General features: G+C 72.8%; 10 protein-coding genes. 6 read left to right on the top strand and 4 right to left on the bottom strand.

Going from position 1 to position 16,655, the window contains the following annotated elements; all coding sequences use genetic code 11:
* The first annotated feature begins 99 nt into the window (after positions 1-99).
* Together HBH26_RS04930 and HBH26_RS04925 are read left to right on the top strand one after the other, a co-directional pair.
* On the top strand, positions 100-1,296 hold the full coding sequence (locus tag HBH26_RS04930) for a glycosyltransferase family 4 protein (RefSeq protein ID WP_168133456.1): 1,197 nt from the start codon (positions 100-102) through the stop codon (positions 1,294-1,296).
* Positions 1,293-2,669 carry an oligosaccharide flippase family protein gene (locus HBH26_RS04925; protein WP_338057243.1) on the top strand — a complete coding sequence of 459 codons (1,377 nt, stop codon included), beginning with the start codon at positions 1,293-1,295 and terminating at the stop codon, positions 2,667-2,669. The genes HBH26_RS04930 and HBH26_RS04925 overlap by 4 nt, the downstream gene beginning before the upstream one ends.
* On the opposite strand, the gene HBH26_RS04920 is transcribed toward HBH26_RS04925, so the two are convergent.
* Genes HBH26_RS04920 through HBH26_RS21140 form a run of 4 tightly spaced genes read right to left on the bottom strand, consistent with a single transcriptional unit; the run spans position 2,645 to position 8,343 of the window.
* Positions 2,645-4,186, bottom strand: coding sequence for an O-antigen ligase family protein (locus HBH26_RS04920; RefSeq protein WP_168133455.1), 1,542 nt, complete (start codon positions 4,184-4,186; stop codon positions 2,645-2,647). The two genes, HBH26_RS04925 and HBH26_RS04920, sit on opposite strands and share 25 nt — an antisense overlap.
* Positions 4,186-5,724 carry a hypothetical protein gene (locus tag HBH26_RS04915; protein ID WP_168133454.1) on the bottom strand — a complete coding sequence of 513 codons (1,539 nt, stop codon included), beginning with the start codon at positions 5,722-5,724 and terminating at the stop codon, positions 4,186-4,188. The genes HBH26_RS04920 and HBH26_RS04915 overlap by 1 nt, the downstream gene beginning before the upstream one ends.
* Complete coding sequence (locus HBH26_RS04910) at positions 5,724-6,851, bottom strand: glycosyltransferase (protein ID WP_168133453.1); 1,128 nt, start codon at positions 6,849-6,851, stop codon at positions 5,724-5,726. The genes HBH26_RS04915 and HBH26_RS04910 overlap by 1 nt, the downstream gene beginning before the upstream one ends.
* Positions 6,829-8,343 (bottom strand): glycosyltransferase, encoded by a 1,515-nt coding sequence (locus HBH26_RS21140; protein ID WP_168133452.1) that lies wholly within the window; start codon positions 8,341-8,343, stop codon positions 6,829-6,831. The genes HBH26_RS04910 and HBH26_RS21140 overlap by 23 nt, the downstream gene beginning before the upstream one ends.
* Positions 8,344-8,415: 72 nt before the next feature.
* On the opposite strand from HBH26_RS21140, the gene HBH26_RS04900 reads away from it, so the two are divergent.
* From HBH26_RS04900 to HBH26_RS04885, 4 genes are all read left to right on the top strand, one after another.
* Positions 8,416-9,735: a glycosyltransferase gene (locus HBH26_RS04900; RefSeq protein WP_209308317.1), complete on the top strand. Its 1,320-nt coding sequence runs from the start codon at positions 8,416-8,418 to the stop codon at positions 9,733-9,735.
* Positions 9,728-10,885 carry a glycosyltransferase family 2 protein gene (locus tag HBH26_RS04895; protein ID WP_168133451.1) on the top strand — a complete coding sequence of 386 codons (1,158 nt, stop codon included), beginning with the start codon at positions 9,728-9,730 and terminating at the stop codon, positions 10,883-10,885. Before HBH26_RS04900 ends, HBH26_RS04895 begins: the two co-directional genes overlap by 8 nt.
* A gap of 3 nt (positions 10,886-10,888) precedes the next feature.
* Positions 10,889-11,800 (top strand): glycosyltransferase family 2 protein, encoded by a 912-nt coding sequence (locus tag HBH26_RS04890; RefSeq protein ID WP_168133450.1) that lies wholly within the window; start codon positions 10,889-10,891, stop codon positions 11,798-11,800.
* 228 nt (positions 11,801-12,028) lie between these two features.
* Positions 12,029-16,654 carry a MupA/Atu3671 family FMN-dependent luciferase-like monooxygenase gene (locus HBH26_RS04885; RefSeq protein WP_168133449.1) on the top strand — a complete coding sequence of 1,542 codons (4,626 nt, stop codon included), beginning with the start codon at positions 12,029-12,031 and terminating at the stop codon, positions 16,652-16,654.
* The last annotated feature ends 1 nt before the right edge of the window (position 16,655 follow it).

The following is a 16,655-nucleotide window of genomic DNA, read 5'->3' as shown; positions in this document are numbered from 1 at the left end:
GTGCTTCGCCCCTCCGATAACTACCAATTCCCTCCCGCGCGGATCGGAACGAAGCTGCCAGGCGAATATCGCGCGCCGCGCGTCCGGAGCCTGACGCCCTTGCACATCGCCTATCTTTCCCCCGCCTGGCCGCCCCGCGGCGCGGCCAACGGCGTGGTCACCTACGTCTCCGTCATCCGCGACTATCTGCTGCGCGAGGGGCACGACGTGTCGGTGCTGTCGCAGGGGATGCTGCACCGCGCCGACGGCAGCACCCACGCGCTCGACGCCCCCGGGGCGATGCCCTTCTGGTCGCGGATGGCGGCGCGGATCGACCGCCGGCTGGGGCACCATCCCTTCACCGGGCGCCGCATGGCCGACCAGTGGCGACGCGCGCGGGGGGTCGCCGCGTTCGACCTGATCGAGATGGAAGAGAGCTTCGGCTGGTGCGACACGGTACGCCGGCGAGTCGACGTGCCGGTAGTGACGCGGCTGCACGGGCCGCAATTCCTGAAGCCTACTGGCGGCGACACCGTCACCAGTCCGGCGCACGCCCGCGACCGCGAGCGCGCCGAGGCCCGCGCGATCCGGCTCGCCGGCGCGCTGTCGGCGCCGACCGGGGTGATCCTGGACGCCACGCGCACGCGCTATCGCGCCGCCCTCGGCAAGGTCATTCCGAATCCGGTCGCCAGCGTTGCCCCGCGCGACCGCTGGCGGCTGGACGCGTGCAATCGCGACATGATCCTGTGCGTGGGGCGACTGGACCGGCTGAAGGGCGCGGACACCATGCTGGCGGCGTTCGCACAGCTGCTGGCGCGGCGGCCGACCGCGCGGCTGACGATGGTCGGACCCGACGGCGGGTATGTCCGCGCGGACGGGACGACGATCGCGTTCGCCGAACATGCCGCCGCCACGTTCGACCCGGCCACGCTGTCGCGCGTGACCTTCGCCGGCCTGCTCGATCGCGACGCCATCGCCGCGCTGCGGCGACAGGCGTTCGTGACCGTGGTGGCGTCGGCGTGCGAGAACTTCCCCTACGCCGCGGTGGAGGCGATGGCGGCGGGTTCGCCGCTGGTCACGACCGACTGGCTGGGCGCCGCGGAGATCGTCACCGACGGCACGACCGGGTGGCTCACCCCGGTCGGCGACGCGCCGGCGATGGCGGAGCGGCTGGCGTGGCTGTTCGAACGGCCGGACGCGGCGGCGCACGCCGGGGCGCAGGGCTGGCTGCGCTGTCGCGAGGATTTCGGCGTCGAGCGCGTGGGCGCGCGGATGGTCGATTTCTACCGCGAGATTCTCGCCCGGCACCGATCGTGACCCCCGCCGCGGCCGCCCTGCCGCATCGCGCGCGCGCAGGCCTGTCGGGCGTGCGCGCGTTGCTGCTGCGCGACACCAACCTGGTGATCGCCACCGTCATCGCCACCAACCTGCTGCGCATGGTCAGCAGCGTGGTGCTGACGCGGCTGCTGATGCCCGAGGCGTTCGGTATCGTCGGCCTGATCGGATCCATCTCCTTCATCCTGTCGATGCTGTCCGACCTCGGCTTCCAGGCGTTCATCGTGCGGCATCGCGATGGCGACCAGGCCCGCTTCCTCGACGTGATCTGGACGATCCGGCTGGTCCGCGCGATCGCGCTGACGATCCTGCTGGTGGCGCTGGCGCGGCCGATCGCGGCGGGGTTCGGCAATCCCGGCGTGGCCGGCGCGATCGCCGTCTCCGCGCTGCAATTCGCGATCGAGGGCGCGTCGTCGCTGTCGCTGGTGACGGCGCTGCGCGAGCGGCAGCTGGCGCGGCTCAGCCTGCTCGACATCCTGGGCGCTCTCGTGCAGTTCGGTGCGTCGATCGCGCTGGCGAGCGTCTGGCGTAGCTACTGGTCGATCGTCCTCGCGATCCTGATCGCCAGCCTCGCGCGCACGCTGCTCAGCTACGCGCTCTTTCCCCGATCCACCCGGCGAATCGGGTTCGATCGCGGCTATGCGACCGAACTGTGGCGCTTCGCGCGCTACGTGACGGGATCCAGCATCATCACCATGCTGCTGGTGCAGAGCGACAAGGTGGTGCTCGCGCGCGTCGTGCCGCTGGACGTGCTCGGTCGCTACATGCTGGCGGGGAACCTCGCGCTGGCGCCGATGGCGTTCACCGTCGCTTACGCCAGCCGGGTACTCTATCCGCTGTACGCCCGGACCTGGCGGGAGCGGCCCGAGGTGCTGCGCGACCTGTCCTATGCCGCGCGGATGCGCGTGTCGGCGGCGTACATGGTGGGGGTCGGCGGGCTGATCGGCTTCGCGCCGGCGCTGGTCGCGATCCTGTACGACCCGCGCTACGCCGAAGTCGCGACGTACCTGCGATTGCTGGCGCTGACGCCGTTCCTGGCGCTCGCCAGCCACGCCGCGAACGAGGTGCTGACCGCATCGGGCCGGGTTCACGTCACCATGCACGCCAATGTCGCGAAGCTGCTGTGGCTGGCGGTGGCGGGCACGGCGGCGCTGCTGGCGGCGGGGCCGATCGGGCTGATCGCGGCGGTGGGCCTGCTGGAGCTGCCCACCACGCTTTACAATTGGGTGCAGCTGCACCGCTTCGGGCTGCTGCGGCTGGGACGCGAGGTGGCGCTGTTGGCGCTCGGCGTGGCGGGCATCGCGGCCGGCTCGGTCGCCGGCCAGGGCGTTCAGGCGATCGCGGGCTGGCGCTGAAGCCGCCATCGCCGGCGACGCTCGGCGGCGTGGCGCGCGGCGATCGCGGTGGCCAGCGCGAAGAAGACGAAGACGAACATCTCCGGCCGCCCGCCGAACGAGGTGAAGACCAGCATCTCCATCGGCATGACCAGCCCGGCGAACACCGCCGCCATCGCATCCGCGTCCGGCCCGCCGCGCGGCCGGCACCGCCACAGGTGCAGCAGATACGCGGCGAAGGCGCCCACGAACACGGCCAGCCCGATCGCCCCGCCGATCAGCGCGAAGTAGATGTACGTGTTGACGAAATCGACGATCCCCTCGCCCTGCCGAAGGTCGGCCAGGCGGATCAGCAGGTCCGGTGCGGAATAGCCGGTGATCGGGCTGCGCAGGAATTCCTCCACCCCGCGGTCGAACAATCGCTGGCGATAGTCGACCGTATCGACCGACCCGCCCGTCAACCCCAGCGTCTCCGACAGGAAGGCGCTGAACGGCGCCGCGGCGAGCAGCGCGACGCCCGCCAGCGCCACCATGCCGAGGCGCCGCACCGCCGCACCGGGGCGGCGGCGATACAGATCGGCGGCGATGGTCGCCAGCAGCAGGCCGATCCATGCCCCCCGCGACTGCGGCGCCACCAGTCCGGCGAGCAGCAGCGCGAGCACCGCGGCGTGGTGCGGGCCCGAGCGGAAGGCGGGGCGCGAGAGCCACGCCGCCAGGATGCAGGTGGCGAGCACCATCGCCATGGACGTGGATTCGACGAAGGGTCCCCCCGCCCGCATCACGCCGCCTCGCGCCTTCACCATGATCTGCATCGCGATGCCGTGCCGGTCGTACAGCACGTTGTACATCGGCCAGGCCGAGCGCGCCTCGTATAGCAGGATCATCGACAGGACCGCCGCCGCACCCGCGAGGTAGACGAGGCAGAGCCGCACGTCGTCCATGCTCCGCACGCTGCGGCTGACGATGAAGTACGGCAGGCCGCACAGGAACAGCGTGTTGACGGCCACGCGCAGGAAGTTGGTCGCGCTGGTGTCCCGCGCATTGGCCACGATCAGCAGCAGCATCAGCGCCACCAGCGGCGCATCCAGTGCCGCGGGAACGCGCGGCGCGCCGGGCCGCAGCACCAGCCCACCCGCGGCGCCCAGCGCCAGCGCGGAATGGACGCCAACGTCGAACAGCTTCAGCCCGCCGATCGTGAACGTCTGTTCCAGCGCCGGCAGCAGCAGCAGTGCGAAGAGGTAGATCGGCGCCACCTCTCCCCGCCGGCGCGCCAGCAGCGGGACGACCGCGACCATGGCGGCGTACAGCAGCCAGGCACCGGGCAGCACCCACGCCAGCAGCGGCAGGCCGATCGCCAGCACGACCGGCGCCCGTCCGAGCTGCCGGCGCGTGTCGGTCGCGAGGCAGCGGTAGAAGCCGGCGAGCGCCATCGCGCTGAGGATGGCGATGAACAATGCGGGTCGGATCGCGACATAGGCGACCAGCGTCGCCCCCCCGGCTGCGCCGAGGAGCAGCAGCGCCGGCGCCGCCCGCCGCATCAGCGGTTCCGCGCGACGAAGGCCCGGACCGCGCGCAGCTTGGGCGCGTCCGCCTCGGTCTGGCCGGCATATTCCACGAGGCCCCAGGCCCCCGCCTCGCCGATCGGAGAGGCCGACGCGTACAGCATCATTCGGTCGCCTACCCTCGCCCGCCACGCGTCCAGGTAGCGGCGGTACACCGCGGCCATACGCGGATCGCGCTGCACCCGGCGGGCCAGCTCCAGGTCGCGGGTGACGAGGTGCTGGCCCCCCTCGTAGGTCAGGTAGCGCTTGCCGTATCGCGCCGCGATGGCGCGGTTGCGCACGGCCGCGTCGATCGCCGCGTCGACCGCGCCGTCCAGCTGCGCGAACACCCAGTCCACGTCGCCGGCGCCGCGGCCGGCGAGGTCGAGCTGGATATAGGGGGCGGTGGCCAGCGCGTCGATCCAGCGCGACAAGTCCTCGAACGCCAGCATCGTCTCCGCGATCTCGGGATAGACGTGGATCGTCGCCGCCACGCGGACCAGCCGCGCCGGCCGATCGGCGAAGACGCGCGTCCAGATCCGCATCGCGTCGCGCACCTTCTGCGCGTAGCGCCGCGTCTGCGCGCGGTTCGGATCGTCCGCCGGCGCCAGTCCCGCCGCCAGCCCCTCGCGCCGGGCCTGCAGCGTGGCGTCGAACATGTCGTTCCACACTTCGTTGCCGAGTTCGACGTAGACGGTGCGGCCGGGATCGAGCGAGGCGTGGACCAGCCGGGCGAACCCCTCGATATAGGCGGCATCCGCTTTGTAGGGCATCAGGAACCACGGATCGACCTGCGCCTCGTTGGCAAGCCGCACCATGTCCTCGATCGCCACGCCGTCGCCTGCGACCTGCGTCGCGTCGTCGGTACGGGTGCGTCGGTCCCAGCGGACCGGGCGGTTGGCGTTGGTCAGCTGCCAGTCGAGGAAGCGCACCGCGGAGAAGCCTCGCAGCGAGGCCAGGAACTCCGGCGCGAACCGGGCCGACGCGGGCAGCCGTCGGTCGCGGCAGTCGATCGCGCGCACCGGATCGGCCGGGTCGGTGCGGTCGAGCTGGATCCACGCCCCCTCGTCCGTCCCGCCCTGCGAGACCAGCTCCAGATCCATCACGCCGCGGGTTTGCCCCGTTACCCGCGCGATGCCGCCGGCGGACAGGTCCCCGCTGCCGGCATAGGTGCACCGCACCGCGACGCGGTCGAACGGGGCGGCGGGCAGGACCAGCGGGCGCGGCGCCACCTGGCCCGGCGACAGCGCCTTGACCCAGCCGGCGCGATCGAGCTGCGCGGCGGGCATCGCGGTCCAGCCCTGACCGCTGCTGGCGAACCATTCGCTCTGCGCGATCAGGTTCGCGAACACCTGCTGGCGGTTGTACGGCGCCAGACCCGACAGGTTGATGCCCAGCCGGGTGTCGGGCGGCGGCGGCAGTGCCGCGCGCGGCGCCGGCCCGGCGTTCGGCGTCGGCACCACGGCGCGGGCGATCGCGACCGCGAGGATCGCGGCCGATCCGATCGCTGCCGCGCGCCAGGGCCAACCCGTCATCACCCGGCCGGCCGCTCGAGCAGCTCGAGATAGCGGTCGGCGGACCAGGCGGTGGAGAATTGCTCCAGCCACGCGCTCGGCACGCGCGGCGGCCGCTGGCGCAGGATCGCGCGCATCGCGTCGGCCAGCCGCTCGACGTCGCCCACCGGCACCAGCGTGCCGTACCGGCCGCGGTCCAGCGCCTCCGCCGGGCCGGACGGACAATCCGTCGCCACCACCGGGGTCCCCAGCGCCATCGCCTCGATCACCACATTGGCCAGGCTCTCGAACCGCGACGACAGCACCAGCAGCGCCGCGCGCGCCACATAGGCGTGCGGATTGGCGGCGAAGCCGGGCATCTGCACGCTGTCGGCCAGCCCCAGCTGCGCCACCAGTGCGGTCAGCATATCGCGCTCCGATCCGTCTCCCAGGATCAGCAGCCGGCACGGCATCTCCGCGTGAACCCGCGCAAAGGCGCGGATCAGCAGGCCGAAGTCCTTCTGCGGTTCCAGCCGGCCGACCGCGATCACGACGGGAACCGAAGACTCCGCGAACCAGGGGTGCGCCACCGGCGCGTGCGACTGGCGGTGCAGGGCGTCGTTGACGATCGGGTTGTAGATCGTGCGCACCGTGCCGGGATCGATCCCGATCACCTGCGCCAGATCCTCCGCGGTGCCTTGCGACACCGCGACGATGGCGTCGGCGCGGCGATAGAAGAAGCGGGCGATGCGGAAGAACCAGTAGCGCGCCGACAGCGGCCCCGGCTCCGCCACGTCGACGGAGGGGAAGCAATGTTCGGTCAGCATCAGCCGGAACCGCACGCCCGACAGTCGCCGCGCCACCACGGCGTAGATGTTGGGGAAGCCGAAGCTGGTGCACATGACGGAGGTCGGCCGCTCCCGCCGCAGGAACCGCCGCAGCTTCACCAGCCGCGCGATCGGTCCTTTCGCCTCCAGTACCTCGTAACGCACGCCGGCGGGCAGCAGCGCGCGGAAGGGCGAGTGGACGTTGTCGACGTCGACCACGATCGCGACGGACATGCCGCGGTCGCGGAACTCCTCCGCCAGATTGAAGACGACGCGGTCGACTCCGCCGTTGTGCAGCGACCGGGTGTAGAAGGCGAGGTCAAGACGGTCGGAAGCTGGCATGATCGCCTCCTCGGCGGGAAAGGACGGGTCTGATGGCGGCGGCAGCGACCGGGTGCGCGGCGCGGGCGCGGCGATGCTCCGCGACCACGTTGCGCAGGATCGTGGCGATGCGGTCGGCACGCTCGCGCCAGTCCATCTCGCCCTCCACCACGCGCCGGCGCGCCGCCTCGCCCATGGCGCGGCGCAGCGGATAGCTCTCGGCGAGCCGGCGCATCGCATCGGCCAGGCCCGCGACCAGCGCGGCGGGCGATGCCGGCGACACCAGCAGCGCGCTGGCGGCATCGGTATATTGCGCAGCCCCGCCCCAGCGCACGCCCACGACAGGCAGCGACAGCGCCATCGCCTCCAGCATCGCCATGCCGCCGCATTCGCGCAGCGAGGGGGTGACGAATACGTCGCTGCGACCCAGCAGGTCGGCATATTGGTCGACGCTCAACCGGCCGTGGAGCGTCACCGCGTCACCGATCCCGGCGGCGTCCACGCGCGCGGCGATCGCGTCGAACAGCTCGCCGTCGCCGACGAGGTCGAGCCGCGCCGAGACGCCGCTGGCGAGAAGCGTGGCGAAGGCATCGACGAGGTAGCCGATCCCCTTCCAGTCGACGAACCGGCCGCAGAAGACGAAGCGAACCGGCCCGTCGCCCGGCGCGTCGCCGTAGCGCCGCGGCTCCCACCGATGCACGTCCACGCCGCTTTCCGCCATGACGTGGATCGCGCCGTGCACCCGCGGCGGCAGCGCGGCGCGCGTCCGCTCGTTGGCGACGATCAGCGCCGCCGCCCGCCGCTTCGCCGGCAGAACCTGGTGGAGCAGCGCCGCGCCCACGCGGCCGCAGCGAATCGCGGCGCGCACGACAGGCCCTTCCATGAAGCGGAACGCGGGGGGAAGATCCATGCCCCCACTCATCGGGCCGATCACCACGGGCGCGCCGACGCCGCTGAGGAAGCTCACCGCCTTGGGCGCGATCGGTGCCGGCTGGAACACCACGTCGATGCCGTGTTCGCGCACCAGCCGGCGCACCTGCCGCCGCATCCGCCACTGCGTGACGACGTGGATCAGCTGGTTGAAGACCAGGTCGCCGACCCGGTACGGCAGCCGGCGACCGATCGCGAACAGCAGGCGCTGCGTCGACGCGTCCTCGACGAAGGTCACGCGGGCGAACGCGTCCGCCGGCAGGTCCGCGCGCAGATCGTCGCGCACCCGGGCGTGGCAGATCGCGTGGACCACGCATCCGGCGGCGCTCAGGTCGCGCAGATAATACCACGGCACCAGCGTTTCCCCGCTCCACCGCGCCGAAATGTTCTCCGCCACCAGCAGCACGCGCGGGGGCGCGGCCGACGGCAAGGCGTCGAAGCGATGCTGCAAGGCGTCGTACGGTCGCGACATGGCGAGCGGTCCCTCCTCGTCGGCAGGATAGCGACGACGCGCCGCGCCGAAATGCGGCCACGCCCCGTCCGCCTTCGCCCCCCGTCCAACCGGGTGGGTCGGATCGCCCACCCCCTTTCGGCGCGCGCGCCGGCAGGCGGGAGCGACTAGCCTGCCGTCCTTGCCGACAAGGATGGCCGTCCCATGCTCGACCGCGATTTCCAGGCGCTCCCTCTCGCCGGCCCCACCCCCGCCGCCCGCGTGCCCGCGGCCCACTCCCGGCGAGCACCGCGGCTCCGCGCCGTGCCGGCGGGTCGCGTCCCGGTGACGGTGGGCTATCTGACAAACGTCTATCCCGCCGTCAGCCACAGCTTCATCCGCCGCGAGATCCGCGCGCTGGAGGATACCGGCGTCGTCGTGCACCGCTTCTCCATCCGCACCGCGGCGCAGGCGCTGCCCGATCCGGACGACCGGGCGGAGCAGGCGAGGACGCTGGTGCTGCTGCGCGTCGGCATCGCGATCCTGCTGCGCGACACGATCGTGGCGATGCTGTCGCGGCCCGGCCGGTTCGCGGCGGCGATCGGGATGTCGGCGCGCATGGCCCACGCGGCGCACGGCCAGTGGATGCGGCACCTGGCCTATCTGGTGGAGGCGTGCGTACTCGCGCGGCTGGCGCGCGAGCGCGGGATCGGCCACCTCCACGCGCATTTCGGCACCAATCCGGCCGCGGTCGCCCGGCTGGCCCACGCGCTGGGCGGGCCGACGTACAGCCTGACCATTCACGGGCCGGAGGAGTTCGACGCCCCGGCGGAGCTGTCGCTGTTCGACAAGATCGCGGATGCGGCCTTCACCGTCGCCATCTCGCAATTCGGGCGCGCCCAGCTGATGCGATGGTCGCGGCGGGCGTCGTGGGACCGAATCGCCGTGGTCCCGTGCGGCGTGGACGACGGGTTCCTCAACGACGTGCCGCCGCCGGATCGCGCCGCCTCGCGCACCTTCGTCTGCGTGGCGCGGCTCGATCCGCAGAAGGGGCTGTCGATCCTGATCGAGGCCGCGGCCCGGCTGGCGGAGCGGGAGGATTTTCAGCTGCGCATCGTCGGCGACGGCGCGATGTTCACCGATCTCGCCCGCATGATCCGCCAGCACCGGCTGGAGCGGCACGTCGTGCTGCTGGGCTGGCGCAGCGCGGCGGAGATCCGCGCGGAGATCGAGGGCGCGCGTGCCTTCGTCCTGTCCAGCTTCGCCGAGGGCCTGCCGGTCGTGCTGATGGAGGCGCTGGCGCTGCGCTGCCCGGTGATCGCCACCGCGGTCGGCGGCGTCGGCGAACTGGTCGATCGCGATTGCGGCTGGCTGGTACCGGCCGGCACGGCGGAGGCCATCGCCGAGGCCATGCGCGCGGCGCTGGCGGCGACCGGCGAGCGGCTGCGTTCGCTGGGTGAGGAAGGGCGCCGCCGCGTGCTGGCGCGGCACGACGCCGGCGCCAACGCGCGCGCGCTGGCAAACCTGCTGTCGGCCCATGCTTGAGCCGGCGTCGCTCGCCGGCTGGGGCACGCTGGCGGTGCTGGCCGTCCCGACACTGACGTTCGTGGCGGAGTGCGCGGTGGCGCTCGCCCCCTCGCGCCCGCCGCTCGCCTCACCGTCGCCGCCGCCCTTCGCGGTCCTTATCCCGGCGCACGACGAGGCGGCCGGCATCGCCGCGACGGTCACGGCGGCGCGTGCGCAGCTGCGCCGCGGCGACCGGATGCTGGTCGTCGCCGACAATTGCACCGATGCGACCGCGCATGAGGCGCTGGCCGCGGGGGCGGCCGTGTGCGTGCGCAGCGACCCGGCGCGGCGCGGGAAGGGCTACGCGCTGGATGCCGGGCGCGCCGCCCTGTCGCCCGATCCGCCTGCGGTGGTCGTCGTGCTGGACGCCGATTGCCTGCCCGAGGCCGGCGCACTCGCCGCGGTTGCGGCGGCGGCGGCGGAGCATCGCGCGGCGGTGCAGGGGCTGTACCTGCTGACCGGACGCCACGACGATGCGGCCCGGTCCCGCCTGTCCACCTTCGCCTTCCTCGTGAAGAATCTGGTACGCCAGCGCGCACTCGCGCGCGTGGGAGCCCCCGTATTGTTGCAGGGGACGGGCATGGGCTTTCCATGGGCGACGTTCGCCGCCGCGCCGCTCGGCGGGTCCGCGATCGTCGAGGACATGGAATTGGGGCTGGAGCTGGCGCGCGCCGGAACGCCGGTCCGCTTCCTCGAACAGGCGATCTTCCGCAGTGCCGCGGGGCCGACGCACGCGCTGCCGGCGCAGCGGACGCGCTGGGAACATGGATCGCTCGGCGCGGCGTGGCGACACTTGCCGCGCCTCGCCGCGGCCACCGTGCGAGGGCGCCGCGCCCTCGCTCCGCTGGTGCTGGACCTGACGGTGCCGCCGCTCGCGCTGCTGGTGCTGATGCTCGTCGCGCATGCGATCCTGTTCCTCGTCGCCGGCACGGAACCGGGCGGATGGTCGGCCGGGCTGCTTGCGGCGCTAACGGGGGCGGTGCTCGTCGTGTGGCACTGCTTCGGACGCGGCGTGCTGCCCGCGGCGGCGCTGCTGCGCGTGCCGATGTACCTGCTGTGGAAAGTCCCCGTTTACACGCGGTTCGTCGGCAGCCGGCAGCGCGCGTGGGTGCGGACGGAGCGGGGCTGAGCCATGGCGGGTGCGCGCCACGTCGGCCTCGTCGTCATCGGGCGCAACGAAGGCGCGCGGCTGTCGCGCTGCCTCCGCTCGGTCGCCGGCTGGGGCGAGCGCGTCGTCTACGTCGATTCGGGCTCCACCGACGACAGCGTGGCACGCGCCTGCGGGCACGGGATCGACACGGTCGCGCTGGACCCCGCCCGCCCCTTCACCGCCGCCCGCGCGCGCAACGCGGGGCTGGCGCGGCTGGCCGAGCGATGGCCCGATCTCGCCCTGGTGCAGTTCGTCGACGGCGACTGCGAGCTCGCCCCGGGCTGGCTCGACGCCGGAATGGACGCGCTGGCCGCGGCGCCGCGGGTCGGCGCGGTGTTTGGGCGAAGGCGCGAGCGCTTTCCCGACGCCACCATCTACAACCGGCTGTGCGACCAAGAGTGGGACGGCCCCGCCGGTCCGCAGGACAGCTGTGCGGGCGACGTGTTGATGCGCGTCGCCGCCTTCCGCGATGGCGAAGGCTATCGCGACGATCTGATCGCCGGGGAGGAAGCGGACCTGTGCCACCGGATACGCGCCCATGGGTGGACGATCCTGCGCATCGACGCCGAGATGACGCGGCACGACGCCGCGATGACTCGCGCGGCGCAATGGTGGCAGCGCAATCGCCGCAGCGGCCACGCCCGCGCGCAGGCCTGGCAGCGGCGCGGCCGCGACGATCCGCGCCTGCTGAGGCCGGTGGTCAGCAACCTGTGGTGGGCGCTGCCGGTGGCGTGGCCGCTGTGGCCGTGGCTGTGGTGGCGCGTCTTCCGCCGCACCGACGCGCTGTTCGCCACGCACATCGTGCTGGGCAAGCTGCCGCATTGCGCCGGACAGATCGGCTTCTGGTGGTCGCGGGCGCGCGCCCGGACGACCAGGCTGATCGAGTATAAGTGACGGCCCGCCATGGTGAAATGGCACCACCGATTCAGCGATATTGGAAGCGGTACGACGCGGGCATAGACAAGGTCCTCGAGAAGAACGCCTTCACGACATCGACGAGAGCGTCGCTCCAGAAGCGACGCGGACAACCGGCGGCGCCGCGGCGACGCGCGCCGGCGAGAGGGGGATTGTCATGCCGATCACGCCGTCTTTGCCCGCAGACCTTGCCACGGCGAACCCGTCGTGAACGCCACGCCGACCTGTGTCCTGCTGGGCGAGGAAGCGCTCGCGATCCCCTGCGGCGAGGCGCTGCTGGCGCGGCGATGGTCGATCGCCACCATGGTGTCGCGCGATCCGGCGGTGCGGCGCTGGGCCGGCGAGCACGGCATCCCGGTCGTCGACCGCGCGAGCGCGCTGGTCGAGGACGCCGCCGCGCCGCAGCGGGTCGACTATCTCTTCAGCATCACGAACCTTACCGTGCTGCCGGCGGAAGTGCTCGCGCTGGCGCGACGAGACGCGATCAATTTCCACGACGGTCCGCTGCCGGGCTATGCCGGCCTCAACGCCCCGGCCTGGGCGTTGTGGCACGGCGAGACTCGGCATGGCGTGACCTGGCACCGCATGACGGCGCAGGTCGATCGCGGCGACATCCTAGCGACGCGCGCGATCGGGATCGAGCGCGAGGACACGGCACTGACGCTCAACGCCAAGTGCTTCGCCGCCGGGATCGAGAGCTTCGACGAGTTGGTCGAGCGCCTGGTCGCCGGCACGATCCGCGCCACCGCGCAGGCGGACGGACCTGGCCGGTATTTCGGCCGCGACGCCCGTCCGCCCGCCGGCGGACTGATCGACTGGACCGAGCCGGGCGCGACCGTAGTCCGGCGCGTGCGCGCGCTGGATTTCGGCCACCACGCCAACCCGCTGGGCACGGCCAAGGTATCCGTCGACGGCAGGTTGCGGATCGTCCGCGCGCTGACGGCGACCGACCGCCCGTCCGACGCCTCGCCGGGGACGATCGTCTCCGCGACGGCGGACCGGATCGTGGTCGCCACCGCCACGACCGACGTCGCCATCGGCGGCCTCGCCGCGCTCGACGGTACGCCGCTCGACCTCGCGGCGGCGATCGTCACCCGCGACGGCACGCGCGCCGACAGGTTCGACGCGATCGATCCGGCGAGGCGGCAGTGGATCGGCGAGGCGGACGCCATGGTGGCGCGACACGAGCCGTTCTGGCGACGCCGGCTGGCGGAGGCGCAGCCCGTTCACCTTCCGCAGATGCGCGCCTCCGCTCTCGCCGGCGGCGAGGTCGCGGCGCTCGACCGGCCGCGCGCCCCCGTCGCCGCGATCGACGTCGTTGCCGCCGCCTGCTGCGCGTTCGCACGACTGGTGCAGCGGCAGGAGGTGACGGTCGGCTTCACCAACCCGGTCATGGCCGCACAATTCGCCGGGCTGGAGGCGCATGTCGCGCCGCAGGTTCCGCTCTCGATGCGGATCGCCTTCGACCAGGGCTTCGCCGCCGCGCGCGCCGCGGTGGCCGCCGCGATCCGCGAGGCGCATCGCCGCATCGGCTTCGCAGCGGACCTTCCCGCCCGCATGCCCGAACGACCCGCGACCGTGATGCCCGTCGCGGTCGTGGTGGTGGACGCGCTGGATCACGCAGGCGCCCTGCCGGGTGCCGCGGTGACACTGGCGGTCCACGCCGACGGCGGCGCCTGTCGCTGGCTGTTCGATCCCGCGCGCATCGACGCGGTCGACGTGGCGGCGTTGCACGCGCAGGTGACGGTGCTGCTGGACACCGCGCTGACCGATCCGTCGCGACCCGTGTCGACGCTGCCGCTGCTGGACGACGCCGCGCGGCGGCGGATCGTGGAGGAGTGGAACGCGACGGAGGCACCGTGGCGCGACGACGCCTGCGTGCACGATCTGATCGCCGAGCAGGTGGCGCGCACGCCGAATGCCACGGCCGTGATCTGCGGCGAGCGGTCGCTCACCTATGCCGAGCTGGAAGCCCGCGCGAACCGGCTGGCGCGGCGGCTGGTGCGGCACGGCGTGGGGCCGGACGTGCTGGTGGGATTGTTCATGGAGCGCAGCGCCGACCTTCCGGTGGCGCTCCTCGCCGTCCACAAGGCCGGCGGCGCCTATGTCCCGCTGGATCCGGACTATCCGGCGGACCGGATCGCCTTCATGATCGCGGACGCGCGCATGCCCGTGTTGCTGACCACCGGGCATGTGCGCGACCGGCTGCCGGCCAGCGACGCGGTCGTGATCGCGGTCGACGCCGACTGGGCATCGATCGCCGAACATCCCGCGACGCCGCTGGCGGGTCGCGAGACGCCGGCGAACCTCGCCTACGCCATCTACACCTCGGGATCGACGGGAACGCCCAAGGGCGTGCTGGTGGAGCATCGCAACGTCGTCAATTTCTTCGCCGGCATGGACGCGCGCGTTCCCGCGCCCGGCGTATGGCTGGCCGTGACGAGCCTCAGCTTCGACATTTCCGTGCTGGAACTGTGCTGGACGCTGACCCGCGGGTTCACCGTCGTCGTCGCCACCGGGGACCTGACCGCCGCGGTCGGCCCCGCGCCGCGCGACGCGACCGAGTTCAGCCTGTTCTACTTCGCCAGCGACGCGGGCGAGGATCGGCAGGACCGCTACCGCCTGCTGCTGGAGGGCGCGCGCTTCGCCGACCGGGCGGGCTTCGCCGCGGTGTGGACGCCGGAGCGGCACTTCCACGCGTTCGGCGGCCTTTATCCCAACCCCTCGGTGACCGGCGCTGCGGTCGCCGCGGTGACGCAGCGCGTGGGAATCCGCGCCGGCAGCGTCGTCCTGCCGCTGCACCACCCCGCTCGCGTGGCGGAGGAATGGGCAGTGGTGGACAACATCTCGGGCGGGCGCGTCGGCCTCTCCTTCGCCTCGGGCTGGCAACCCGACGATTTCGCGCTGCGGCCGGAGAACTTCGCCGAGGCGAAGCAGGTGATGATGCGCGACATCGACGTCGTCCGCCGCCTGTGGCGCGGCGAGGCGATGTCCTTTCCCGGCGCGCTCGACGCTCCGGTGGAGGTGCGCACGCTGCCGCGCCCGGTGCAGGCGGAGCTGCCGTTCTGGCTGACCGCGGCGGGCAACATCGACACGTTCCGTGCCGCGGGTCGCGCGGGCGGTTACCTGCTCACCCACCTTCTCGGGCAGACGATGGAGGAGCTGCGCGACAAGCTGGCCGCGTATCGCGAGAGCTGGCGCGAGGCGGGGCATCGCGGAACGCCGCGCGCCACGCTGATGCTGCACAGCTTCGTCGGCGCGGACCGCGACGCGGTGAAGGCACTCGTGCGCGGGCCGCTGACCGACTATCTGCGCAGCTCTGCCAGCCTGATCCGCCAGCACGCCTGGTCGTTCCCCGCGTTCCGCCGCCGCACCGGCATGGGCGCGGACGGCGTCGACCTCGCCGGATTGTCCGACGGCGAGATGGCGGCGCTGCTCGACCACGCCTTCGAGCGCTATTTCGAGGAGAGCGGCCTGTTCGGCACGCCCGAGGATTGCTGCGCCGTCGTCGAGCGGGCGGAGCGCGCCGGCGTGGACGAGATCGCGTGCCTGATCGACTTCGGCGTGGCGCCCGACGTGGTGCTGGATCACCTGCCCTGGCTCGACCGAGTGCGCGCGGAAGCGGCGGAGCGGGCGACCCGCGCGCAGGGATCGTCGCTGGCCGCGCTGATGCGCCGCCACGGGGTGACGCATCTGCAATGCACGCCGTCGATGGCGCGCATGATGATCGACGGCGGGCTCGCCGCCTCCACCTTCGGCCAGCTGACCGCGCTGATGGTGGGCGGGGAGGCGCTGCCCCCCTCGCTCGCCGCCGAGCTGGCGGCCGTGACGGGCGGCACGCTGATGAACATGTACGGTCCGACGGAGACGACGATCTGGTCCGCGACGGACCGCATCGGCGTGGACGGCGTGGTCACGCTGGGCCGGCCGCTCGCGAACCAGCGGGTGTACGTGCTGGATGGGTGCGGCCAGCCGACGCCCGTGGGCATTCCCGGCGAGATCGTGATCGCCGGTCACGGCGTCACGCGCGGTTATCTCGACCGGCCGGCGCTGACCGCGGAGCGGTTCGTCGCCGATCCGTTCGTCGCCGGGGAGCGCGCGTACCGCACCGGGGACCTCGGCCGGTTCCGCTCCGACGGGCGGATCGACTTCCTCGGCCGGCTGGATCACCAGGTGAAGATCCGCGGGCACCGGATCGAACTCGGCGAGATCGAAGCGGCGCTCTCCGCGCTCGACGACGTGGCGCAGGCGATCGTCACGGCGCGGGACGGCGGGGCCGGCGACGCGCGGCTGTGCGCCTATGTCGTGCCGGCGACCGGCGCCATGCCGACGCCCGGCGAGGTGCGCGAGCGGCTGCGTGCCCGGCTGCCGGACGCCATGATCCCCTCGCACGTCGTCGTCCTTTCCGCCTTTCCGCAAACACCCAACGGCAAGGTCGACCGCGCTGCGCTCCCCGCGCCCGAAGCGGTCGTCGCGGTCGCGCCCGCGGCGTTCGTCGCGCCGGCGGAGGGGATGCAGGCGCAGATCGCGAGCCTGTGGTGCGACGTGCTCAAGTTGGCGGACGTGGGCGCGACGGACAATTTCTTCGACCTGGGCGGGCATTCGCTGCTGGCCGTGCAGCTGCACCGGCGGCTGCGCGCGGAGGTCGCGCCGGCGCTGACGATCACCGACATCTTCCGCTTCCCCACCGTGGCGGCGCTGGCGGCCCACCTCGACGACGGCGGCCGAGCCGAGGCCGCCGCGGCCGACGCGGTGCAGCGCCGTGCCGCCGGACGCCTGGCGGCGCTGGGGCAGCGTCGCGGCGCGCCGACGCGCGCGATCGAACGGAGCTGAG

The organism is Sphingomonas corticis (genome assembly GCF_012035195.1).
Taxonomy (GTDB): Bacteria; Pseudomonadota; Alphaproteobacteria; order Sphingomonadales; family Sphingomonadaceae; genus Sphingomonas; species Sphingomonas corticis.
Note: the sequence above shows the minus strand (reverse complement) of the source record. Positions and strands in the feature narration are given on the sequence as shown.

Bases quoted from the DNA above. Each gene is read 5' to 3' on its own strand.
- HBH26_RS04915 (WP_168133454.1), bottom strand. From the start codon at position 5,724: ATGACGGGTTGGCCCTGGCGCGCGGCAGCGATCGGATCGGCCGCGATC.
- HBH26_RS04895 (WP_168133451.1), top strand. From the start codon at position 9,728: ATGCTTGAGCCGGCGTCGCTCGCCGGCTGGGGCACGCTGGCGGTGCTG.
- HBH26_RS04920 (WP_168133455.1), bottom strand. From the start codon at position 4,186: ATGCGGCGGGCGGCGCCGGCGCTGCTGCTCCTCGGCGCAGCCGGGGGG.
- HBH26_RS04910 (WP_168133453.1), bottom strand. From the start codon at position 6,851: ATGCCAGCTTCCGACCGTCTTGACCTCGCCTTCTACACCCGGTCGCTG.
- HBH26_RS04890 (WP_168133450.1), top strand. From the start codon at position 10,889: ATGGCGGGTGCGCGCCACGTCGGCCTCGTCGTCATCGGGCGCAACGAA.
- HBH26_RS04900 (WP_209308317.1), top strand. From the start codon at position 8,416: ATGCTCGACCGCGATTTCCAGGCGCTCCCTCTCGCCGGCCCCACCCCC.